The organism is Pseudomonas sp. LB3P81, assembly GCF_054897965.1.
Genome location: NZ_JBUBVG010000001.1, coordinates 398,844 through 423,513, shown reverse-complemented (window position 1 = coordinate 423,513; position 24,670 = coordinate 398,844). Strand labels below are relative to the sequence as shown.

Below are 24,670 nucleotides of genomic sequence, written 5' to 3'. Positions count from 1 at the left end.
TTTCAACGATGCCGTTACGGACCCTTGAGACCTGGCCCCACGGCGCAATCATGCTGGACGCAGAACACACGCGTTTTGCCTTGTGGGCGCCAGATGCGTTTTTTGTCAGTGTCGAACTGGAAGATGGACAATCCTTGCCACTACTGCCTCAGGCCGATGGCTGGTTCGTGATCAAAACGCGTTGCCCCGCCGGCACGCGTTACCGCTACAACATCGACGGCGAGATTGAAGTACCCGACCCGGCCTCCCGCGCACAGGCCGGGGACCTTCATCTGTACAGTGTGGTGGTCGATCCCCTCGCCTACACCTGGCAACACAGCACATGGCTGGGGCGGCCATGGAACGAGGCGGTGATTTACGAGTTGCATGTCGGTGCGCTGGGCGGTTTAAGCGAAGTCGAACAGCACCTCGAGCGCCTCGCGGCGTTGGGCATTACGGCCATCGAGCTGATGCCCATTGCGCAATTTCCCGGTGAACGGAACTGGGGCTACGACGGCGTGCTGCCCTACGCGCCCCAGGCTTCCTATGGCACTCCCGAACAACTCAAGCACTTGATCGACACCGCCCACGGCCATGGTCTGGCGGTGATCCTCGACGTGGTCTACAACCACTTCGGCCCGGACGGCAATTACCTGCATCGCTATGCCAAGGCGTTCTTCAATGAAGACAAGCACACGCCCTGGGGCGCGGCCATCGACTTCCGGCGGCGCGAGGTGCGCGACTTCTTCATCGACAATGCGTTGATGTGGTTGCTGGAGTACCGCTTTGACGGTTTGCGCTTTGACGCAGTACATGCCATCGAAAGCCCGGACTTTCTTCAGGAACTGGCGCAACGGGTCCGGCAGCAGACCGATCCGGCGCGGCATGTCTGGCTGACGGTCGAAAACGAGCACAACCAGGCCAGCTTGTTGCAGGAAGGTTACGACGCGCAGTGGAACGACGACGGCCACAACGCGTTGCACGTGCTGCTGACCGGTGAAACCGATGCCTATTACGCCGACTACGCCGACAACCCCACCGAACAATTGGCCCGCTGCCTGAGCCAGGGCTTCGTGTTTCAGGGCCACATCAACCGCCATGGCAAAGCCCGGGGTGAACCCAGTGGTCACTTGCCACCCACGGCATTCGTGCTGTTTCTGCAAAATCATGACCAGATCGGCAATCGCGCGTTTGGCGAACGGCTGCATCAACTGGCCCATCCCGACGCATTGAAAGCCGCCACCGCGTTGTTGCTGCTGTCGCCCATGATCCCGCTGATGTTCATGGGTGACGAATTCGCCGCCGAACAACCGTTCCTGTTTTTCACCAGCCACCACGGTGAACTGGCGGAACGGGTTCGCGAAGGACGCCGTAACGAATTTGCCGCGTTCAGCTCATTTGCCGATCCGCATAAGCGCGAACAGATCCCCGACCCCAACGCGCCGCAGACCTTTGAAGCCTCACGACCGAAACTGTCAGCCACCCGGACATCCGCCCTCTACGGACTTTATCGCCAACTGCTGCAGATCCGTCGTGAGCAAATCATTCCCCATCTGCCTGGCGCCCAGGCATTGGGCGCGGACGTATTGGCCGAGGGCGCCGTGACGGCGCGCTGGCGACTGGGCAACGGCAGCGAGCTGCGCATCGACCTGAACCTCAGCGACAAGCCGGTGGTCCACTCCCCACAGGCCGACGCTTCGTTGTTGTTCGAACACCCGCCGAAGTCCGCCGACCTGCTGAATCAGGGCACGCTTGCCCCGTATTGCGCGCTAGTCAGCCTCACGCCCGCAGCCCCTTTGCCAACCCCGGATGGAGAGCGCCAATGAGCGATGCGCAACTGGAAATACTGGCCAGCCGAGCTGGCCTGGCGGTCGACTGGATCGACGCCAACGGCCGCCCACAGAAAGTCGCTCCATCCGTGTTACGCAATGTCCTGACCGGACTCGGCCACCCGGCCGGCAGCGCACAGGAAATCGACGCCAGCCTGCTTGAATTGCTGCAGGTGCAACAGACCCGGCACCTGCCGCCGCTATTGACCGCCGACGTTGGCGTGGGCCTCAGCCTGGCGCATTACTTTGAACCGGAAACACCCTGCGAAATCCACCTCGAAGACGGCTCGCGGCTCAACCTGAAACTGGATGCCGAGGCGATGTTGCCGGGGCTGATCCCGGTCGGTTACCAGCACGTCAGCATTGACGGGCAATCCTTTACGCTGGCCGTGGCACCGACGCGCTGCTACAGCGTCGGTGATGCCGTCGACAGTCCGATCCCGCGCGCCTGGGGTCTCAGCGTGCAGTTGTATTCGCTGCGCCGTCCCGGCGATGGCGGTTTCGGCGATACCCAGGCACTGGAGGATCTCGCCCGGGTAGCCGGTGAACGTGGCGCCGAAGCGTTGGCGATCAGTCCGCTGCACGCGATGTTCAGCAGCGACACCCAGCGCTACAGTCCTTATTCACCGTCCAGCCGTTTGTTTCTCAACAGCCTGTACGCCGCGCCCGGTGCGATCCTTGGCGAGCGAGCGATGCGCACGGCGATTGATGCCACCGGACTCGCCGCTGAACTCAAGCACCTGGAAGAATTGCCCCTGATCGACTGGCCCGTCGCGGCTGAAGCCAAGCATCGTCTGTTGCAGGCGTTGTACGAAGGCTTTGTCCAGGGCGAACACCCGCTGCATGCCGACTTCAGCAGTTTCCGCCACGCTGCCGGCGAAGCCCTGGAAAACCACTGCCGCTTCGAAGCCATCCAGGAAGACCGCGCCGCCAAGGGTGAAGACCTCGACTGGCGCGAATGGCCCGAGCAATGGCGCGATCCGCGCAGCGCGGCGCTGGCCGAATTCGCCGAAGAGAATGCCGGGCGCATCGGCTTCTTTGCCTTCTGCCAATGGCTGATCACCCGATGCCTGGAGCGAGCGCAAACCGCCGCCCGCAGCAGCGGCATGAGCATTGGTTTGATCGCTGACCTGGCGGTGGGTGCCGATGGCGGTGGCAGCCAGGCCTGGAGCCGTCAGGACGAATTACTTGCCTCCCTGACCGTAGGCGCGCCGCCGGACATTCTCAACCGCACCGGCCAGGGCTGGGGGATTTCCGCATTCTCGCCCGAAGGTCTGGTGCGCAACGGCTTTCGCGCCTTTATCGAAATGCTCCGGGCCAACTTCGCCCACGCTGGCGGCCTGCGCATCGATCACGTCATGGGCCTGCAACGGCTGTGGGTGATCCCTAACGGCGCATCACCCGCTGACGGCGCTTATCTCTATTACCCGGTTGACGATCTACTGCGCCTGCTGACCCTGGAATCCCATCGGCATCAGGCCATCGTCCTCGGCGAAGATCTCGGGACGGTGGCGGACGGCCTGCGGGAAAAACTCATCGCCCGCGCGATCCTCGGCATGCGCGTGATGCTGTTCGAACAGGACAACGCACGCTTCAAACCGATCCTCGACTGGCCGGACAACGCACTGGCGACCACCAGCACCCACGACCTGCCGACGCTCAATGGCTGGTGGCATGGCCGCGATATCGACTGGAACGCTCGACTGGGGCTGGTCGATGCCCAAAGTGAAATCGAGTGGCGCCATCATCGCGAACGGGAGCGCGAAGGCCTGCGCCGCGTGTTGAGCGAAGATCCGCAAAACTTCCGCGAGGAATCCCACGAAACCGATCAGGTGCTCGACGCAGCCATTCGTTTCCTTGGTCATACCCGCGCGCCGCTGGTGTTGCTGCCGCTGGAGGATGCCCTGGGCATCGAACAGCAGGCCAACCTGCCCGGCACCATCGACACTCATCCCAATTGGTCGCGACGCTTGCCCGGTGCCAGCGAAGCGATGCTCGATGACCCGGACGCCGCCCGGCGCCTGGAACTGCTCGCTTGTGCGCGACTTCAGGCCGCCGAGCGTGACCGATGAATCAGCAACGCATTCAAGCGCTGCGCGCGACTTTGCGACTGCAGTTTCATAAAGGCTTCACGCTCGACGATGCGGTGCCGCTGGTGGCGTATTTCGCCAGCCTCGGCATCAGCCATGTCTACGCCTCGCCGTTGCTGAGCGCCCGCGCCGGCTCCATGCATGGCTATGACGTGGTGGACCCGACGACGGTCAACCCTGAACTGGGCGGCGAAGCAGCGTTGCGCCGGCTGGTCAGCGCGTTGCGTGCGCAGAACATGGGGCTGATCCTCGACATCGTCTCCAACCACATGGCCGTCGGCGGCGGCGATAACCCCTGGTGGCTGGACTTGCTGGAATGGGGACGCCTGAGTCCTTATGGCGAGTTCTTCGACATCCAGTGGCATTCGCCCGATCCGTTGATGGAAGGCCAACTGCTGTTGCCCTTCCTCGGCAGCGATTACGGCGTTGCGTTGCAGGACGGCACCCTGCCCTTGCGCTTCGATGCACGACACGGCGCGTTTTACGTCGAACACTACGACCATCATTTCCCGATTTGCCCGATGAATTACGGCGAACTGCTGAAAGCGGATGACAAGCAGCTCAAATCACTGGCCGACCGCTTCAGCACCTTGAGTTATCAGACCGACGCCCACCGTCTGGCAATGCCGTTGAAAGACGAACTGCGCGAACTCGCCAGCGACCCGACCGTGCTTCAAACCATCGAACAGAACCTGAAAGCCTACGATTCGCTCACACCGGACGGCTTCCAGCGTCTGCATCAGTTGCTGGAGCGCCAGAGCTATCGCCTCGCCAGTTGGCGCACGGCAGCGGACGACATCAACTGGCGGCGCTTTTTCGATGTCAACGAACTGGGCGGCCTGCGCGTGGAGCGTCCGGCCGTGTTCGAGGCGACCCACGCAAAAATCTTCGAACTGGTGGCTGAGGGCCTGATCGACGGCTTGCGCATCGACCACATCGACGGCCTCGCCGACCCGCGTGGTTACTGCCGAAAACTGCGGCGTCGGGTCGACAGCCTGGCGCCGGGTCGACACTTGCCGATCTACGTCGAGAAGATCCTTGGCGAGGGGGAAACCCTGCACCGTGACTGGTCGGTGGACGGCACCACCGGTTACGAATTCATGAACCAGTTGTCGTTGCTGCAACATGACCCCGCCGGCGCACAACCCCTGGGTGAACTGTGGAATCGCTACAGCGAACGGCCCGCCGATTTTCGTCAGGAAGCGCAGCTGGCACGACAGCAAATCCTCAATGGCTCCCTTGCCGGTGATTTCGAAAGTGTCGCCCAGGCCCTGCTGCAAGTGGCCCGGGGCGACCTGATGACTCGCGACCTGACCCTCGGCGCGATTCGTCGGGCGTTGCAGGAATTGATCGTGCACTTTCCGGTGTATCGCACCTACATCAGCCCCCGTGGGCGCTCCGCGCAAGACGATGTGTTTTTCCAGCAAGCCATGGAGGGTGCGCGACAAACCCTCGGCGAGGCGGATTGGCCCGTGCTCGATTGCCTGGCCCGATGGTTGGGTGGTGAACCGTGGCGCAAACGTCCGGTAGGTCGCCCGCGCAAGATGCTCAAGCACGCCTGCGTACGTTTTCAGCAACTGACGTCGCCGGCGGCGGCAAAGGCCGTGGAAGACACCGCGTTCTATCGCTCGGCGGTTCTGCTGTCGCGCAATGACGTGGGTTTCAGCACCGAGCAATTCAGCGCGCCGGTGGCCGACTTCCATGCGGCGTGCCTCAATCGTCTCGAAGAATTCCCCGACAACCTGCTGGCCACTGCGACCCACGACCACAAACGCGGCGAAGACACCCGCGCCAGGCTGGCGGTGTTGAGCGAGCGCAGCGCGTGGTTTGCCGAGCAGGTGTTGCTCTGGCGGACGCTGGCCCGGCCGCTGCGCGAAGACGACCAGATGCCGTCCCCGGGCGATGAGCTGATCCTGTATCAAGCACTTCTCGGCAGTTGGCCACTGGATCTGCGCAATGACGATCACGCGGCGTACGAGCACTACGCTCAACGTGTGTGGCAGTGGCAACAGAAAGCCTTGCGCGAAGCCAAGTTGCAAAGCAGCTGGAGCGCGCCCAACGACGCTTACGAACACGCGGCTCACCAATTCCTCGAACGCCTGCTGCTCAGCCCGGAAGGAGAACGGCTGCGCGCAGGCCTCGGTAACGCGGCGATGTCGATGGCTGCACCCGGTGCACTCAACGGCCTGGCGCAAACCTTGCTGCGCATGACCGTGCCGGGCATACCGGACCTTTACCAAGGCAACGAATACTGGGACTTCTCGCTGGTCGACCCGGACAACCGCCGCCCGGTGGATTACGCCAGCCGCCAACAGGCCATGCACCGTCCGCTGGACCTGCCTGACCTGCTGGCGAACTGGCGTGACGGGCGTATCAAACAAACCCTGATCGCGCGCACGTTGAACCTGCGCGCCGAGCATGCCGAACTGTTCCAGCGAGGGTCGTATCAAGCGCTGGAAGTGGTCGGCAGCGAGGCGCACCGGGTATTGGCATTTGCGCGTTCGTACAACCAGAAGCGGGCCATCGTGATCGTACCGATACGCTGTGCAGGCCTGCTGAACAATAATGCCGAACCCCAAGTCGGCGCGCAGCAGTGGGGCGATACGCGGGTCAAATTACCGTTCACCTCCCCTGACGACAATCTGAAGGGACTTTTTTCCAGCGTCGCAGTCACAGAACACAAGGAGCTGATGATTGGCGTCGCGCTGGAGGATTTCCCGGTCAATCTCTTTATCCAAAACTTTGAGTTCAGTTCAGGAGCATAGCGATGAGTACCGACGAAAAACGCGTTCGCGAATTTGCCTATCAGATCTGGGAGTCGGAAGGAAAGCCCGAGGGCCAGGAAGCCCGTCATTGGGAAATGGCTCGCAAACTGGCTGCTGCCGAAGCCCTGGCTCCAAGTAAATCGCCCAAGGCTGCCGGCAGTAAAACGGCGGGCAAGTCCGCCGCCAGCAAAGCCGCCAATGGCAAGGCTGGCGAGCCAAAAACCAAAGCCAAGGCCAAGCCGGTCGCTGCGGCAGCGGTGATTCCGCCTGGCGAAAAATCCACCGAGAAGAAACCTCGCGCTGCGCGTAAACCGCCCGCGGTCTGACGCTTCCCGGCATTGTCCTGACTGACCTCGTGGCGAGCTCGCTCGCCACCGTGGACGCGCTCGTCCCCGAAAAACCGGAACGCCGCCGTTCCCCTGTAGGAGCTGCCGAAGGCTGCGATCTTTTGATCTTGATCTTCAAAAGCAACATCAAAAGATCGCAGCCTTCGGCAGCTCCTACCCATTGAGACCGATCGACATTAGACCGTTTGCGTCCCCTTTTTTTGCAGGAGCACCTATGACCAGTCCAAAGAAATCCGCGCCAGAACCTCAGGCCGAGCCCTCGCGAATTCGTGAAGGCTTGCCCTTCCCGCTCGGCGCAACGTGGGATGGTCTGGGGGTCAACTTTGCATTGTTCTCCGCCAACGCAACCAGGGTCGAGCTGTGCATTTTCGATGACGCCGGCGAGGTCGAACTGGAGCGCATCGAACTACCGGAATACACCGACGAGATCTACCACGGTTATTTGCCCGACGCCCATCCGGGGCTGATCTACGGCTACCGCGTGTATGGCCCGTATGACCCGGCCAAAGGTCATCGCTTCAACCACAACAAACTGCTGATCGACCCCTACGCCAAACAACTGGTCGGCCAGTTGAAATGGTCTGAAGCGCTGTTCGGCTACACCATCGGCCACCCTGACGCCGACCTCAGTTTCGACGAGCGCGACAGCGCGCCGTTCGTGCCGAAATGCAAGGTGATCGACCCGGCTCACACCTGGGGCCACGACCATCGCGTCAGCGTGCCGTGGGACAAGACGATCATTTATGAGACACACGTTCGCGGTTTCAGCATGCGCCACCCTTCCGTCCCCGAGAACGTGCGTGGCACCTTCGCCGGGTTGATGGTCGATGATGTGCTGGAACACATCCGCAAACTCGGCGTGTCGACCGTGGAATTGCTGCCGATTCACGCGTTTGTGAATGACCAGCATTTGCTGCACAAAGGCATGACCAATTACTGGGGCTACAACAGCATCGCGTTCTTCGCCCCGGACCCGCGCTACCTGGCCAGCGGCAAGATCGCCGAGTTCAAGGAGATGGTCGCGCACCTGCACGAAGCCAATCTCGAAGTGATCCTCGACGTGGTGTACAACCACACCGCCGAAGGCAACGAACAAGGCCCGACCCTGTCCATGCGCGGCATCGACAACGCCTCGTACTACCGCCTGAAGCCCGACGACAAGCGCTTCTACATCAACGATTCCGGCACCGGCAACACCCTGGACCTGAGTCACCCGTGCGTGCTGCAAATGGTCACCGACTCCCTGCGCTACTGGGCTTCGGAAATGCACGTCGACGGTTTCCGCTTTGACCTGGCGACCATTCTCGGGCGCTATCACGATGGCTTCGACGAGCGTCACAGCTTCCTTGTCGCCTGCCGTCAGGACCCGGTACTGCGCCAGGTAAAAATGATTGCCGAACCGTGGGATTGCGGTCCCGGCGGTTATCAGGTTGGTGGCTTTCCGCCGGGTTGGGTCGAGTGGAACGACAAGTTCCGCGACACCGTGCGTGCGTTCTGGAAAGGTGATGAAGGTCAACTGGCCGACTTCGCCAGTCGCATGACGGCGTCCGGCGAGATGTTCAACCAGCGCGGTCGGCGGCCGTATGCGTCGATGAACTTCATCACCGCCCACGACGGTTTTACCCTCAACGACCTGGTGTCGTACAACGACAAACACAACGAAGCCAACGACGAGAACAACCAGGACGGCAGCAACAACAACCTGTCCTGGAACCACGGTGTCGAAGGTCCGACCGACGATCCCGAGATCAACGCGCTGCGCCAGCGGCAAATGCGCAACTTCTTCGCCACGCTGCTGCTGGCCCAGGGCACGCCGATGCTGGTGGCCGGCGACGAATTCGCCCGCACTCAGGACGGCAACAACAACGCCTACTGCCAGGACAGCGAAATCGGTTGGGTCAATTGGGACTTGAGCGAAGACGGCAAGGCTTTGCTGAAATTCGTTAAACGCCTGATCAAGTTGCGCCTGGCCTACCCGATCCTGCGGCGCGGACGGTTCCTGGTGGGCAATTACAACGAAGACATCGGCGTCAAGGACGTGACCTGGCTCGCGCCGGATGGCAGCGAGATGAGCATCGAGCAATGGGAAGAAGCGCACGGCAAATGCCTCGGCATGTTGCTGGATGGCCGGGCGCAGGAAACCGGGATTCGCCGCAAGGGCGGTGACGCGACCTTGTTGCTGGTGGTCAACGCGCACCACGACATCGTCAATTTCACCCTGCCCGAAGTCCCGGATGGCGGTTTCTGGACCTGCATGGTCGACACCAACCAACCGTCGATCCGTGGCCAGGAACGCTTTGAGTTCGGGCATGAGTATTCCGTCACTGGTCGTTCGCTGCTGCTGTTCGAATTGCAGCATGAGGAAGAAGAGTGAAATGGACCTGCCGGCCTTTCTCCATCGACAGTCACCGGACTAAGCCGATACCCGGGCGCTGAGCTGGTGCTTGCGGGAACGGGTCGAGGCCGGATAAATAGTCTGCCGGATCGAACATCGACGCGACGAATAGCCTTACTTGAGCAATACTCTTCTCGCCGCAATCCAGGGTCCGGAGCGCGGCACATTGCTATCAACGAGAACAAGGACGTAACCCGATGAAACCTGTTTCCATCAGCGACAGCAGCCTGTCAGCCCAGATCTGGAATAACGCTCCTCAGTTGGACAATGTTCCGGTCATCAACACTCAGACCCTGGTCCCCACTGGCGCGCGCGCCGTGGTGATTGCACCGCATCCCGGTGACGAAGTCGTGACCTGCGGCGGTCTGCTGCAATTACTCAGTGCCCTTGGCCATCCCCTGCAATTGATCTCGATCACCGACGGCAGCGCCAGTCATCCGGGGTCGCAGCAGTGGTCGGAGAAACGTCTCAGCGTGTTTCGCCCCCAGGAAAGCGTCGAAGCCTTGCGCCGGCTCGGTTTGCCGATGCACAGCCTTAAGTGGATTCGCGGCGGTTTCACCGACAATGCCCTCGCCGAGCGCGAGCTTCAATTGACCCAGTTCATTGCCCGCTACCTGCGGCCTGGCGATGTGGTGTTCACCACCTGGTGCGAGGACGGCAATGTCGATCATGACGCCGTCGGCCGAGCCAGCGCCAACGCCGCGGCTTCGGTCGGGGCCGCGTTGAACGAAATGCCAGTCTGGGCCTGGCACTGGCCATCGCGCGATCAAGGGTTGATCCCTTGGCACCGCGCACGCAAGGTCCGGCTCGACACCTGGACCGTCGCGCGCAAAAGCCACGCCACTCACGCCTACGCCAGCCAGCTCGACGGTGAACCGGCCATCGGTATAGCCCCGATGCTGCCACCGGTACTGCTTGAGCGCATGCGGTTGCCGTATGAAATCGTGTTTGTCTGAGAAGATCAAAAGATCGCAGCCTTCGGCAGCTCCTACAGGAGTACGCGATTCAACCGTAGGAGCTGCCGTAGGCTGCGATCTTTTTGCATCACGACGAATCACGCTGAACTGCCCGCGCCGGTTTCAGTCGCATACATAAGCAACCCTGATTCAGAGGCGTGAAAGTGAGCGATGATTCCAAACGGCAGTCCGTCGACTCGGTGCCAGTGAACACGCCCCCGGCGATTCATCGACTTCGGGTGCTGACGGTCAACACCCACAAGGGGTTCACCGCATTCAACCGACGCTTCATTCTTCCGGAACTGCGTGAGGCGGTACGCAGTACGTCGGCGGACCTGGTGTTCCTGCAGGAAGTCGTCGGTGAACACGACCGGCATTCTTCCCGTTTCAACAATTGGCCGCAGACCTCGCAATACGAATTTCTGGCCGACAGCATGTGGAGCGATTTCGCCTACGGCCGCAACGCGGTCTACCCCAATGGCCACCACGGCAACGCACTGCTGTCGAAGTACCCGATCCGCGAATACCGCAACCTCGACGTCTCGATCACCGGTCCCGAACGCCGCGGACTGTTGCATTGTGTGCTGGACGTCCCGGGCCACGCCGAAGTCCATGCGATTTGCGTGCACCTGAGCCTGCTGGAAAGCCATCGCCAGTTGCAGCTCGAACTACTCTGCCAACTGCTGGAATCCCTGCCCGACCGTGCACCGGTCATCATCGCCGGCGACTTCAACGACTGGCAGTTACAAGGCAACACCGCCCTCGGCCGTCGCGACTACCTGCACGAAGCCTTCGAGCGCCACCATGGTCGCCCTGCCAAAACCTATCCGGCTCGGTTTCCGTTGCTGCGCCTGGACCGGATTTATCTGCGCAATGCCAGTAGCCACGACCCGCGGATACTGGGCAGCAGGCCGTGGACGCATTTGTCGGATCATTTGCCGTTGGCGGTGGAAGTGCATTTGTAGCCCCGACGTGCACCAATGTTTGCTGAAGCACTATTGACAGCAATTTGAGGGCGAATGTGATCGGAAATCCCGTCGGTCATACTTGGCGGCCTTACCGATGGTCGGCTGCCGAACGCCTCTGAATCACGGCCTCCACGATGATTTTTCGTACAAACAAGAACTTAGATAAGCGCAGAAAAACAATCAGTTGCATTCGCTAATTTAGTCTAACCGCTCATCGTTCATTTTCTTGACGCGCAGCCTTCAGTCTTCTTAGCTTCACCGTACTACCCCCGGAAGTATCACCTGAGGCAAACCAACAGACACCCGTGAAAACGGGAGGGCCAAGGCTTGCCCCACTCCATTCGGTCGCCCCTCAATCAGGGGTAGGAGAGACGCCAGAGCGAGATGCCTCATGCGACTGCAAGGTAGACCTCCATGAAAACTTCATTCACCCCACAAGAGATCAAAGTCACTTTTTGCACTGTCTCGAGTTCACTCCTGCTGTGCTCATCCATGGAAGTGCAGGCCTCGCCTCCCGTGGAAGAAACAACCCCCTGGTATGACCAGGAGGTCCCGGTACTTACCTTGCCCGCACTCGCATCAACCTACCCCGGCCGCTTCAGTGCCAACCCTGATTTGCGAAGTTCACACCTGACGATCGAAGACGTTGCGCCTTCGGCCTGGGATCAGCTTTACGGACAGGCGTCGCGGCAGGCTCTAACCGATTACCAGTCCCAGGGCTTCTCGCTTCCTGGCGCCAATCAATTCAAAGGCCCGGCGATCCTCACCCTGCAAAGTGGCAGCGGCCATACCCAGCAGATCGGTCTGATCGGCGGCACCAGTCAGTTCCAGAGTAACGGCAACGGCCTGCTGACCAGTCGCGCCCTCGCCGCCCCCAACACCGACACGCTTAACCTTGAAGGCCAGAGCCTCGGCGCCTACTGGCGCCTGACCGCCCCCGAAGGCTGGCACGTGGATTTGACGGCCAGCGGAGGTCGGGTCAACGGCGTCAGCCGCAACGAACAAGGCGCCCGGCAAGTCACCGAAGGCAGTGCAGTCACCTTCTCGGTGGAAGGCGGCTTTCCGATTGGCTTGAGCGACAACTGGGTCGTCGAACCCCAGGCGCAGTTAATCAATCAGCGAATCACTCTCGACACGCCCTATGCAGGATCGGGAAATGCGTCGTCCAGCGACATGAGCTCCTGGAGCGGCCGGGTCGGTGCACGGTTGAAAGGTAGTTACGACATCAATGGCCTGGCGGTCGAACCGTACGTGCGAACCAACTTGTGGCACACGGTGTACACCGGCAATACCGTGACCCTCGATCAGGTCGACAAGATCAGCAGCAGCCGCAACTCATCAACAGTCGAAGTGGGGTTGGGGCTGGTGGCCAGAGTGACACCCGCCGTGAGTCTGTACTTCAGCGCTGATTACAGCAGTGATGTGGATGACAATGCCTTGAATGGGTTGATTGGCAGTCTGGGTGTGCGGATGCGGTGGTGAGGGACTGACTTTCAAGAGGTGCGTTGTCTGAGTTACCGCTTTCGCGAGCAAGCCCGCTCCCACAGTACAGCGTGATCCCTGTGGGAGCGGCGGTGCGGCGATCCGACTTGCTCGCGAATGGCAGCGACGCGGTTTCAGATCAACCCTCCGGCCGCAACATCAACACCGCCAACGGCGGCAAATTCAGCACCAGCGACAACGCCTGGCCGTGGCTCGCCTCTTCCTCGGTAGACGCCCCGCCGCTGTTCCCGTAATTCGACCCGGCATACATCGCCGCATCGCTGTTGATCACCTCAGTCCACCGTCCGGCAAACGGCACGCCAATACGATAAGCCTCGCGCGGCACCGGAGTGAAGTTAGCCACCACCAACACCGGCCGCCCGTCTTTGCTCCAGCGCAAAAACGCATAAACACTGTTGATCGCATCATCGCCAATCAACCACTGGAACCCTTGCGGCGCGTCGTCCTGCCCATACAAGGCGGGTTCTTCGCGGTACAACCGGTTCAGGTCGCCGACAAGTTTCTGCACGCCTTTGTGTTCCGAATACTGCAGCAAGTACCAATCCAGCTGCTGATCGTGGTTCCACTCGCGCCACTGACCAAATTCGCAACCCATGAACAACAGTTTCTTGCCCGGATGCGCCCACATGAAACTCAGGTACGCCCGCAGGTTGGCAAATTTCTGCCAGCGGTCACCGGGCATCTTGTCGATCAGCGAGTGTTTGCCGTGGACCACTTCGTCGTGGGAAATCGGCAGGATGAAGCGTTCGGACCAGGCATACACCAGACCGAAACTCAGTTCGTTGTGGTGATGCGCGCGGTACACCGGGTCCTGCTGGATGTAATGCAGCGAATCGTGCATCCAGCCCATGTTCCATTTGTAGTCGAAACCCAGGCCGCCCTGTTGCGTGCTCTGGCTGACGCCGGGCCACGCCGTGGATTCTTCGGCAATCACGAGCGCGCCAGGCGCTTCCAGGTTGACCACGTCGTTGAGGTGGCGCAGGAAGTCGATCGCTTCAAGGTTTTCGCGACCGCCGTGACGGTTCGGCACCCACTCGCCGGCCTTGCGCGAGTAATCGCGATACAGCATCGAAGCCACCGCATCGACGCGCAGGCCGTCGACGTGGAAATGCTTGAGCCAGTGCAGCCCCGAAGCCAGCATATAGCCATGCACTTCAGTGCGCCCGAGGTTGTAGATCAGCGTGTCCCAATCCTGATGGAAGCCTTCCTGCGGGTTGCCGTATTCGTACAGCGCAGTGCCGTCGAATTGTGCCAGCCCGTGGGTATCGGTCGGAAAATGCGCCGGGACCCAATCGAGGATGACGCCGATGTCGGCCAGGTGACAGGCGTTGACGAACGCTGCGAAATCATCCGGCGAACCGTAACGGGCGCTCGGGGCGAATTGCGAGAGCAGTTGATAGCCCCACGAGCCACCGAATGGGTGTTCCATGATCGGCATCAGTTCAATGTGGGTGAAACCCAGTTCCTTGACGTACGGAATCAACCGTTCGCCCAGCTCATGCCAGGTGTACTGACGGGCCACTTCGCCCAGATCGTCCAGCTCGCACTGCCAGGAGCCGGCGTGCAATTCGTAGATCGACAGCGGTGCACCGGGGTGCGAACGCTCGACCCGTGCCTGCATCCACTCGTGGTCCTGCCAGTCGATGTTCAGCGGCGAAGCCACTCTCGATGCGGTGTCTGGCGGCATCGAGGTGGCCAGCGCCATCGGATCGGCTTTGAGCGGCAGAATGCCGTGGGCACCGAGGATCTCGTACTTGTAGGCCTCACCTGCCTGCATGCGCGGGATGAACAACTCCCAGACACCGGTAGGGTGACGCAGGCGCATCGGGTGCCGACGGCCGTCCCAGTTATTGAAGTCGCCGACCACCGACACCCGTTTGGCGTTCGGTGCCCACACAGCGAAACGCACGCCATCGACACCCTCGACGTTTTTCAACTGCGCACCGAGGCAACTGCTCAGGTCACGGTGATTGCCTTCGGCGAACAGGTACAAGTCCATTTCACCGAGCAACGGACCAAAGCTGTAAGGATCTTCGGCAACCTGTTCGCCGCCCGCCCAACGCGTGCGCAGCACATACGGCTGCGCCCAATCGAAATGCCCGACAAACAGCCCGGGCGTTTCGGTGGCCTCAAGGGGGCCGAGTTCTTCCCCGGAGTCCCTGGCCAGCACCTGTACGCTCAACGCGTCAGGCAAATAAGCCCGAATGAATTGCCCGCCGGCGTTATCGCCATGGGGGCCGAGAATTGCAAAGGGGTCGTGATGCTGAGCACGTACCAGCGCGTCGATGTCCCGCGATCCGGGCAGTAACGCCTCTTTAGCGTGACCCTGTTCCTTGTTCGAGAAACTCATGACTACTCTCCACCAAGATCGGAAAAGGGTTTAAGCCCACTCAATAATCCATATAAACCGTGCAACGGCACGGGCAACCAGGTGGGCCGATTCTCTGCCTCATAGGCCACCTCATATGCCGCCTTTTCCAGACCGAACAACGCCAGCGCGGCGTCCTCGCCTTCCGGATCTTGCCACGCATGAGCAAGACTAGCTGCCGCCAGCCGATAAGCGTCGACAAATGTCTGTTTCGCTTCAATTAAGTAGCGGTCGGAGACTCGCTGACGGGCGGCTTTGGCATCGGCGGTGTTATCGACGTTTTGCACGTTGATCGCCATGGCCGCCGCGTAGTCGAACGAGCGCAAGACGCCGCTGACATCCTTGTACGGGCTGTGCTTGCCGCGCCGTTCAGCCAGTGGCCGCGCCGGTTCGCCTTCAAAGTCGATCAGGTAAGCATCGCCCTTGATCACCAGCACTTGCCCCAGGTGCAAGTCGCCATGGACGCGAATCCGCAAGCCACCGGTCGCCTTTTTGCCCAGTTCCTGAACGTGGCTGAGGATGGCTTTTTTGTTGTCCAGTAAACGAGTGACCAGGTTTTTGTCCGCCGGGTTCAGTTCGTTTTGATGCTGCTTGAGCAACTTCAGCGCGTGCTCCAGTTGCGCGGCGACATCCTTGGCCGAGGTCTGGGCATCTTTGTGCGTGGTGACTTGCGGGGCGAAGTCCGGGTTGTCCGTCGGCGCTGCCAGTACCTGATGCATTTCCCCCAGACGCTGACCGAGCATGCCGGCAAAGTCGCGCAGTTCGCCGAGGGCGTTGTAATGCTGTTCCTGCTCGGACATGGCATCGGCGAGTTCATCGCGCAGCGCCCGTTCGAGGTTGTTCTGCGTCCATTCCCACGCATCGCCCTGATTGCTCAAATAGCCTTGGGCGATCATCAGCAGGTTGTCTTCGCCCTTGGCATCGCGGCGGACCACGGAACCCAGCAACGGCGAGATATTGGCGAAGCCTGCATCGGTCAGGTAGGCGCTCATTTCCAGTTCCGGGTGCACGCCCGAGGCGACCTTGCGGATCAGTTTGAGCACCAGACTGCTGCCGATTACCACTGAACTGTTGGACTGCTCGGCAGAGAGATAGCGCACTTCCGATTCAGCCGTCAGGCCCAGTCTGGCCAGCTCGGCGGTTGGCTCGAAACGAATTTCGCCGCCATCGGAAGGCAGCAAGGTGTTGTCCTGCATGCCTTGCAAGACTGCGCGAATGAAGTGTTCAAGGCTGAATGCATCGGTGATCAAACCCACCTGCGGACCGCGTCGCACCCGAGACAGCGCCAGTTGCTGCGGCAACGCTGGTCCGACCTGATCATCCGCGATGAAGCCGAACGGCAGCTGATAACAGCTGGTCTGGCCGCCGCTGGTGACTTCGATTTCACTCAACAGCACCGGATGTTGCGCATCACCGAAGCGCACACCGTAGGTCAGATTGACCTTGTCGATGGCTGCGTCCTTGCCGGCGAACCAACGCCGGTTTTGCAACCAGCTCGGCAGGATGCCCTGCTCAAGTGTGCCGCGAGACGGCGCTTCGAGCAGTTCTTCCATACGTTTTTTCAGCACCAGGGTGGTGAAGTCCGGCAGGCTTTGCGCCGGTTCTACGTGCCAGCTCGGCATTTGATTCTCCGCAGCAAGTCCGAACCAATAGAAGCCGTAAGGCGCCAGGGTCAGGAGGAAGTTCAACTGGCCAATCGGCGGGAAGGCGTTACCACCGAGCATTTCCACCGGCACCATGCCGACGTAAGCCGACAGATCCAGTTCCGCCGCTTGCGCACTGCGGGAGACGTTGGCCACGCACAGAATGATTTCGTGCTTGCCGTCTGCCCCGGTGAATTCTCGGGTATAGGCCAGAATCCGCCGGTTGCTCGGCGACAGCATTTTCAGGGTGCCGCGCCCGAACGCCTTGGACTGCTTGCGTACCGCGAGCATGCGTCGGGTCCAGTTGAGCAGCGAATGCGGGTCGCCGGCCTGGGTTTCGACGTTGACCGACAGGTAGCCGTATTGCGGGTCCATGATCGGTGGTAGCACCAGGCTCGCCGGATCGGCGCGGGAGAAACCGCCGTTACGGTCGATCGACCATTGCATCGGCGTACGCACGCCATCGCGGTCGCCGAGGTAGATGTTGTCGCCCATGCCGATTTCATCGCCGTAATACAGCGTCGGTGTGCCTGGCATCGACAGCAGCAGGCTGTTGAGCAGTTCCACACGGCGACGATCGCGCTCCATCAACGGCGCGAGACGGCGGCGAATCCCCAGGTTGATTCGCGCCCGACGGTCGGCCGCGTAGTAATTCCACAGGTAGTCGCGTTCCTTGTCGGTGACCATCTCCAGGGTCAGTTCATCGTGGTTGCGCAGGAAAATCGCCCACTGACAGTTGGCCGGGATTTCCGGGGTCTGGCGCAGAATGTCGGTGATCGGAAAACGGTCTTCCTGGGCCAGCGCCATGTACATGCGCGGCATCAACGGGAAGTGGAACGCCATGTGGCATTCGTCGCCGTTGAGGCCTTTTTTGTCCGTGGCTCCGAAGTACAACTGCGTGTCTTCCGGCCATTGGTTGGCCTCGGCGAGCAGCATGCGGTCGGGGTAGTTGGCGTCGATTTCGGCGCGGATCTGTTTGAGGACGTCGTGGGTCTCGGGCAGGTTTTCGTTGTTGGTGCCGTCCCGTTCGATCAGGTACGGAATCGCGTCCAGGCGTAGACCGTCGATGCCCATGTCGAGCCAGTAGCGCATCACCGAGAGCACGGCTTTCATGACCTGCGGGTTATCGAAATTCAGGTCCGGCTGGTGCGAATAGAAACGGTGCCAGAAGTACTGGCCGGCGACCGGGTCCCAGGTCCAGTTGGACTTCTCGGTGTCGAGAAAGATGATGCGGGTGCCGTCGTATTTTTGATCGTCATCGGACCACACGTAGAAGTCCCGCGCCGCCGAACCGGGTTTGGCTTTGCGCGCACGCTGGAACCAGGCGTGCTGGTCCGAGGTGTGGTTGATGACCAGTTCGGTAATCACCCGCAAACCGCGTTTGTGGGCTTCGGCGATAAAGCGCTTGGCATCGGCCATGGTGCCGTAATCGGAATGCACGCCACGGTATTCGGCAATGTCGTAGCCGTCATCGCGCCGTGGCGACGGGTAGAACGGCAGGAGCCAGATGGTGTTGACGCCGAGGTCGGCGATGTAATCGAGTTTGGCGATAAGACCGGGAAAGTCACCGATCCCGTCGTTGTTGGAGTCGAAAAAAGATTTAACGTGAACCTGGTAGATCACTGCATCCTTGTACCAGAGCGGGTCCTTGATAAAAGTGGCTGCCTTGGGTTTCTTCGCCATTTGAAACTCCTGTTGAATTCAATAGAACCCTCAAACCCGGCGGAGCACTGTAGGAGCTGCCGAAGGCTGCGATCTTTTGACTTTGCTTATCAAAATCAAGATCAAAAGATCGCAGCCTTCGGCAGCTCCTACAGAGTCATTCACTCTCCCGCAATAGATGTGTGGTCACAGGATGCGCGGTGTGTTCAAGAGGTGGTGATTCGCCAAATCCCGAACGGCTGATGCGCCGGGTCGATCCGCATGAACTGGTACTTGCCGTGCCACGTCCAGCGGTGACCGCTCATCAGATCCTCGCCCTGAGTGCTGGCATCGTCGGGCAAACCCATTTCCCAAAGCGGCAATTCGAAATTCGCCTCCTGAACGTTATGCGGATCGAGGCTGACCACCACCAGAATGAAGTTGCTGCCATCCTCGCTGCGTTTGCCGAAAAACAGAATGTTGTCGTTCCAGGCGTTGTAGATCTTCAGGCCCAGATGCGTGTGCAAGGCCGGGTTTTGCCGGCGAATGCGGTTGAGCTGGGCGATCTCGGCGATGATGTTGCCCGGCGCGTTGAAGTCCCTGGGGCGGATTTCGTACTTCTCGGAGTTGAGGTATTCCTCCTTCCCCGGCACGGGTGCGGCTTCACAGAGTTCGAAACCTGAATACATGCCCCACAGCCCGGAACCCATGGTTGCCAGGGCCGCACGGATCAGAAAACCGGCGCGTCCGGATTCATGCAGAAACGCCGGGTTGATGTCCGGTGTATTGACGAAAAAGTTCGGCCGATAGCATTCGCGCCACGGCGATTGGTTGAGCTCGCTGAAATAGGTCGACAGTTCGTACTTGGTGTTGCGCCAGGTGAAGTAGGTGTAGCTCTGCGAATAACCGACCTTGCCCAATCGCGCCATCATCGCCGGCGTGGTGAACGCTTCGGCGAGAAAGATCACTTCCGGGTGCAGCGCGCGCACATCGGCGATCAGCCACTGCCAGAACGGCAACGGTTTGGTGTGCGGATTGTCGACGCGAAAGATCTTCACGCCCTCTTCGACCCAACCGACCACGACGTCGCGCAGTTCGACCCAGAGGCTGGGAATCGCCTCGGCGGCATAGAAGTCGACGTTGACGATGTCCTGGTATTTCTTCGGCGGGTTCTCGGCATATTTGATCGTGCCGTCCGGCCGCCAGTTGAACCAGCCTGGGTGCTGCTTGAGCCACGGGTGGTCCTGGGAACACTGGATGGCGAAATCGAGAGCGATTTCCAGGCCATGGTCAGCAGCTGCGGCCACCAGTCGACGGAAGTCTTCGCGGGTGCCCAGTTCCGAGTGAATCGCCTCGTGCCCGCCCTCTTCGCTGCCGATGGCATACGGGCTGCCCGGATCGTCAGGACCGGCGGTGAGGGAATTGTTCGGGCCTTTGCGGTAGCTGCGACCGATCGGGTGGATCGGCGGGAAATACAACACGTCGAAACCCATGTCCTGGATCATCGGCAGCCGCGAATGCACGTCGTTAAAGGTGCCGTGACGCGCCGGATCATCGGTGATCGAACGCGGAAACAACTCATACCAACTGGCGAACTGCGCGAGTTCACGCTCGACATCCAGCGGATACTCGGGGCTGAAGCTCAAATAGGCGCGGTGATCGGCCTGAGCCATCAGGTCGGCGCTTCGCTGGTGCAGAAACAGCGCCACCTGCTCGATTTCGAGCAGCCCGGCCAATTCTTGGTGCAACGCCGCGAGCGCTTCGCTGAGTGGTCCCTCCGTGCGTTCGGCCGCTTGCTGAACCAGGGTTCGCCCTTCCTGCAACTCAAGACTCACTGGCACTCTGGCCGTGTGTTTTTTCTCCAGCTCGTAGCAGAAGCTGGCGAATTGATCGATCCAGGCCTCGATGCAGAAGACATAACGGCCCTGTGACCTCACACGAAACTGTCCCTGCCAGCCGTTATTGCCCAGGTCGGTCATGGCTTCGCTTTGCCAGGTTTCATCACCGTCGGCACGCCAGCGCACACGCACGGCGAGTTTGTCGTGGCCATCGGCAAACACTTTGCTCGTGACCATCACGCCTTGCCCCTCCACCGCTTTGACGGCGAATTGCCCGCCATCGAGGGTCGGCATGGTGTTTTCAATGGCGATGCGCGGCAGCAGTAATGCCTGCGACAGCGGCATGTGAGGGTTGTAGTTCAGCTCTGTCGGTTTTTCAGCAGTCATCGAGCATCTCTCCTGTACGCCCCATGGACGCTCTTGTGCAGGGTCGTCTATCGCGTAAAGCCGTCGGCCCCGGAATGAACTCACTTAGGTTCCGAGCGGCAGGCCTCGGTAAAGTTCACGGGGATTTGCCCGGATCTCCGGTGGAATCAATTCCTGTGCGCAATGGTCAATCCACTTAAGCACGTCTTACGCCATGTGCCACTGGAGGCTTCAACGATGAGTATTCCAATCCCGGCCGAAACACCCGATCCGAATATCGACAGCCCGACTCTGCCACCAGCGGAACCAGAACCAGCACAGGACCCACCGAAACCCGGAGTTCAATGTCCGGTGGGCGATCCTCCGAACGAAGAACCTTCGGTCAAGGCTTAAGGCAATCCTAGCTGTACATTTGCGACAGGCACTTTCATTGAGGAAGCATTTAGAGTGACCAATTTCTGAAAAGGAGACTACCGCCTGTCGCTTTTTTTTAAGAAAAAAACTACGAATTACCACGAGTTTGTTTGTTTAGTCCTACAGATGCTGCTTGCATGCCCCTCTCCAATGTGCAACGACTAAAACACAGTTTTTTAAAGAAAGTTAGAATCGTCTTTTAGCCCCACCTCCCTCTCGGCATTTAAACAGCCAAAAGAACCTTCCCAATTCTTTGTAAGACCATTCTTGGACGGATGAACGAACGCTCCTACACGCTGTTACTTGCCCGCTTGCAATAACGTAAGCAATCTTCTAAATCTAACACCGCCACTCAATCCCGAGTGGTAACTACGATGAGTGAAAAACAAAAATGAAAAACGAAAAACTTGGCGAAGTTCTTTTCAACTTCAGAAATGATGTTGGTTCAAACACTAATCCGCAAATTGCTGGAGGCTCTGGAGGACAAGGAGGTTGTGGTGGCAGCGGAGGATGTGGAGGTGGAGGTGGGTGCAGCGGAGGTAGCGGTGGAGGTAATGGCGGCTGTGGAGGCGCGGGTGGGACAGGTGGTGGTGGCACAGGTGGTTGCAAGGCAATGTAGTTCGACTCGATGCTAAACCGTCTGAAATTTTCTGACTAAAAGGATCTTCCATTAATGGAAGATCCCTTAGGAGATGTTGGATGAATCTTGTTTACAGCGAATACGACATAATAAACCTACCGAACGAATCGTTAATAGTCTCCAGCATCGGGGCCTCAAAAACGACCTCCGCAAAACTGGTAAACGTTTTACAAGAACTAAAAAAACAGCACCGGACGTGCGTAACAGAATTGACATTTAACAAAATAGTGTCAAAAAACAAACTAGCAAAAAAAGAGGCTTACCTATTTTTGCAGAATGCGATAGGACTAAAGCCTCAAGCTCCAATGGCGTACTTCAAAAAAGCGCTGATAGCTCATGACTGGAAGGAAAAGAAAGAGATCGAAACGATAATTGGCCAAGAGCTGACCTGCGAATACGAAATAACTGAAGATCTAGACAGGCTGTTAGAGCGAGCTGAGGGCGACTCGTATTTCATCGTTATAATTTGCTTGCATTATAATTATTCAAAACTTAAAAAAATATACTTCAATTTGGCAGATTCATCGCCCAACAGCGCAATCTCTCCCGCTTATTTAAATGGCAAGACCTTCAGGATCGATCAACCGTACATCGCAAGTGTTGGAAATCCTTGTCATTTTTGCCTGATCGATAGGCAGTTGAACTACGAAAAATGCAGCAACACACAAAACTCATGGTCGGCATTATTAAAGTTCTGCATGGAGCGCAACATCACCCTGCCCTCACAGCAGTTAAGTGTATTACAAAGAAATCTGGCTATCGGTGCTATATCTCAAAAAATAAAACTTCACACTGAGCACGGACAAGAAGTCAGATATCAAGACAATGTTCTTTCGTCAATGATAGTAGATTTGAATAAAGGTGCCATTACCGAAGAGCCAAGTCCGCACTGGCATTCTTGTAACTGCCTGAGGTCAAAAAATGAAAAATATACCGCATGATTATTATTTGAAATTTCTCGAGCCAAGAGTTTACGAGGACACACTGGAATTCCATTGCAAAGGTAATTTCACAATCCATGATTGCGTTAGAAATATCTCCCATCTTAACAACCTAGAACCGAAACTACTAGCCGACTTGACAGGCAATGAACTACAACTCTATCCGGATATGGATATTACTTTAAATGGTCCACTGCTGAAAACGTTGAATGCTATAAACCCCCTGCATCGAAATTTTTCATGCGATTTTTTTGATGGCGGTGCTGTAACATTTGAGTCCATAAGACAGCTGATTAGCCCACTGCTAAGAAAGAACGAGAACACCCATAAGCGAGGCTACCCAAGCGCGGGCGCGCTGTATCCTGTAGAAGTATTTTGTTGCTCCTTGTCGCCATTGAATATCTGGCCATGCTCTGAAAAAATTTTGCACCTACTTCCTAATTCGAGAAAATTTGAAGTATTGCAAGATAGCCATGATATCAGCCTCCTGAAAGACGCAATACTGCCAACTGGAAATGGCATAGGCAATCCTAGTCACGCCATAATTTATATGATGTACATGCCAAAAACCTTATTCAAGTATCGTTATCGCGGATACAGACTGGCACTAATGGAAACCGGGTCAATGTACATGCTAGTTGACCTTCAATGTAAAGCATTAAAGCTTAAAAGCCGTCAATGGTCAGGATACACCGACAATATGGTGTGCAAAGCGCTAGGCCTGAACCCTACACTTTTCTATCCTTCGTGCGTGCAGTTTATAGGAGGCACCAAATGAATATATTAAGTTACGGCTTGAGTTCGGAGTTGCCAGAAGAGTTATGGATTCAACCCCCTTGCGTGTTTGATTTCCCCTTTAGTGTTGAGGTTGGCGACCAATGGCGCAATATCGGATCCGGAGTTGGTAATAGCTCAGGGGCAATAAAGACTGCTTTGGGCGAATATTTTGAGCGCCGGCATTTTTATCTGGAAGTATTACGTGACTGTACGTCCACCCTGGAAAAGGGCCTGAGCCCAACTGAGGTAAGGAAATTTATAAAAGCCTTTGGACAAACTGCTGCACCGAATGCGGACATAAGCAATCTCGCAAGCAGACAGTTCAATATGAGTTCAGTAGTTCGTATTTCCGATTTTTCCAGATGCACCATTCCCACTATTTGTATTTCGTTAACTCACCACGGCAATGACGAAGACGATAATATTTATCCGAGTCGAGACACTTGTGGGTGTAGCTTTCATCAAAGCTCAGAATCTGCCATTTTTGGCTCTATCAAGGAGTTGCTGGAAAGACAGTTTCTTACTCGATTCTGGCTAACCAAGCAATGTGTTGGAATGGTAAATCCCGATCAAATATCAAATGCAATCCAGAAAACATCCGCATATGGTTTATATAAAGTTCTTTCAAAGTCGGGAGAGCTCACGACAATCGATATTTCCGACAACAACTTTCCCGGCGTGTGCCTGCTGACTGTTTACGGCAACAATGACCGAAACCGAAATGTTCATTATTGCGCAGGGATGTCTTACGCGGAAAACCAAGTCACGGCATTGGAAAAATCCATTCTAGAGTTATGGCAAACATTCAGATTTATGAATCTATTTAGAGTTTTCCGAAGAGACCCAAATACGCTTCAGGACTCTTACATTCGTCATTTTATGAATTGTGATACTTACAAAACATTTGAGGAGATCACATCACATCTAAAACGCTCACCCTTCCCACCATCTCCTCTGCAGTCAATTCTCGGGTTCGATACTCCAGGATTGATACAGGCATTAAGAGTACAAAATATTGAAGGGTATCTATATATTAAAACAACCAAAATAGGTGATTCCGGTTATACATTCTGCAAATTCACTTCGCCGTCTTTATTTATGCATATGGATAATTCAAAAAATATCAATCTGGACAATGATTACTCGGCTCCTTTTTTCAAATCTATAGATAAAAGTCGAAAAAAAGAAATGGTTCCATTTCCTTAAGGAT

The 24,670-nt window shown here is 57.8% G+C and carries 15 protein-coding genes; 12 read left to right on the top strand and 3 right to left on the bottom strand.

Features of this window, described 5'->3' with window-relative positions:
• The first annotated feature begins 8 nt into the window (after positions 1–8).
• The 8 genes from treZ to ACYZTL_RS01980 all read left to right on the top strand — a co-directional run bounded on the left by treZ (position 9) and on the right by ACYZTL_RS01980 (position 12,811).
• Entirely contained in the window at positions 9–1,805 is a 1,797-nt protein-coding gene (gene treZ, locus ACYZTL_RS02015) for a malto-oligosyltrehalose trehalohydrolase (protein WP_461950349.1), read from the top strand.
• Positions 1,802–3,880 (top strand): 4-alpha-glucanotransferase, encoded by a 2,079-nt coding sequence (gene malQ, locus ACYZTL_RS02010; RefSeq protein ID WP_461950348.1) that lies wholly within the window; start codon positions 1,802–1,804, stop codon positions 3,878–3,880. Before treZ ends, malQ begins: the two co-directional genes overlap by 4 nt.
• On the top strand, positions 3,877–6,663 hold the full coding sequence (locus ACYZTL_RS02005) for a malto-oligosyltrehalose synthase (protein ID WP_461950347.1): 2,787 nt from the start codon (positions 3,877–3,879) through the stop codon (positions 6,661–6,663). Before malQ ends, ACYZTL_RS02005 begins: the two co-directional genes overlap by 4 nt.
• 2 nt (positions 6,664–6,665) lie before the next feature.
• Positions 6,666–6,989, top strand: coding sequence for a DUF2934 domain-containing protein (locus ACYZTL_RS02000; protein WP_461950346.1), 324 nt, complete (start codon positions 6,666–6,668; stop codon positions 6,987–6,989).
• Between the two features lie 235 nt (positions 6,990–7,224).
• A complete protein-coding gene (gene glgX, locus ACYZTL_RS01995; protein ID WP_461950345.1) occupies positions 7,225–9,384 on the top strand; it encodes a glycogen debranching protein GlgX in 2,160 nt (719 codons plus the stop codon).
• A 218-nt stretch (positions 9,385–9,602) separates the two neighbouring features.
• A complete protein-coding gene (locus tag ACYZTL_RS01990; protein WP_461950344.1) occupies positions 9,603–10,361 on the top strand; it encodes a PIG-L deacetylase family protein in 759 nt (252 codons plus the stop codon).
• Between the two features lie 164 nt (positions 10,362–10,525).
• Complete coding sequence (locus ACYZTL_RS01985) at positions 10,526–11,326, top strand: endonuclease/exonuclease/phosphatase family protein (RefSeq protein ID WP_461950343.1); 801 nt, start codon at positions 10,526–10,528, stop codon at positions 11,324–11,326.
• A 417-nt stretch (positions 11,327–11,743) separates the two neighbouring features.
• Complete coding sequence (locus tag ACYZTL_RS01980; protein WP_461950342.1) at positions 11,744–12,811, top strand: autotransporter domain-containing protein; 1,068 nt, start codon at positions 11,744–11,746, stop codon at positions 12,809–12,811.
• Positions 12,812–12,950: 139 nt separating this feature from the next.
• Here the strand turns inward: ACYZTL_RS01980 and glgB are convergent, their stop codons facing one another.
• From glgB to ACYZTL_RS01965, 3 genes are all read right to left on the bottom strand, one after another.
• Entirely contained in the window at positions 12,951–15,182 is a 2,232-nt protein-coding gene (gene glgB / locus ACYZTL_RS01975; protein WP_461950341.1) for a 1,4-alpha-glucan branching protein GlgB, read from the bottom strand.
• 2 nt (positions 15,183–15,184) lie between these two features.
• Entirely contained in the window at positions 15,185–18,526 is a 3,342-nt protein-coding gene (treS, locus tag ACYZTL_RS01970; RefSeq protein WP_461950340.1) for a maltose alpha-D-glucosyltransferase, read from the bottom strand.
• 185 nt (positions 18,527–18,711) lie between these two features.
• The gene (locus ACYZTL_RS01965; protein WP_461950339.1) at positions 18,712–20,709 is read right to left on the bottom strand and encodes an alpha-1,4-glucan--maltose-1-phosphate maltosyltransferase; all 1,998 of its coding nucleotides are present in this window, start codon (positions 20,707–20,709) and stop codon (positions 18,712–18,714) included.
• Positions 20,710–21,509: 800 nt separating this feature from the next.
• On the opposite strand from ACYZTL_RS01965, the gene ACYZTL_RS01960 reads away from it, so the two are divergent.
• The 4 genes from ACYZTL_RS01960 to ACYZTL_RS01945 all read left to right on the top strand — a co-directional run bounded on the left by ACYZTL_RS01960 (position 21,510) and on the right by ACYZTL_RS01945 (position 24,666).
• Positions 21,510–21,737 carry a hypothetical protein gene (locus ACYZTL_RS01960; RefSeq protein ID WP_461950338.1) on the top strand — a complete coding sequence of 76 codons (228 nt, stop codon included), beginning with the start codon at positions 21,510–21,512 and terminating at the stop codon, positions 21,735–21,737.
• Positions 21,738–21,801: 64 nt separating this feature from the next.
• A complete protein-coding gene (locus tag ACYZTL_RS01955) occupies positions 21,802–22,683 on the top strand; it encodes an McbB family protein (RefSeq protein ID WP_461950337.1) in 882 nt (293 codons plus the stop codon).
• Positions 22,664–23,461 (top strand): SagB/ThcOx family dehydrogenase, encoded by a 798-nt coding sequence (locus ACYZTL_RS01950; protein WP_461950336.1) that lies wholly within the window; start codon positions 22,664–22,666, stop codon positions 23,459–23,461. Before ACYZTL_RS01955 ends, ACYZTL_RS01950 begins: the two co-directional genes overlap by 20 nt.
• On the top strand, positions 23,458–24,666 hold the full coding sequence (locus ACYZTL_RS01945; RefSeq protein WP_461950335.1) for a YcaO-like family protein: 1,209 nt from the start codon (positions 23,458–23,460) through the stop codon (positions 24,664–24,666). The genes ACYZTL_RS01950 and ACYZTL_RS01945 overlap by 4 nt, the downstream gene beginning before the upstream one ends.
• Positions 24,667–24,670: the final 4 nt, after the last annotated feature.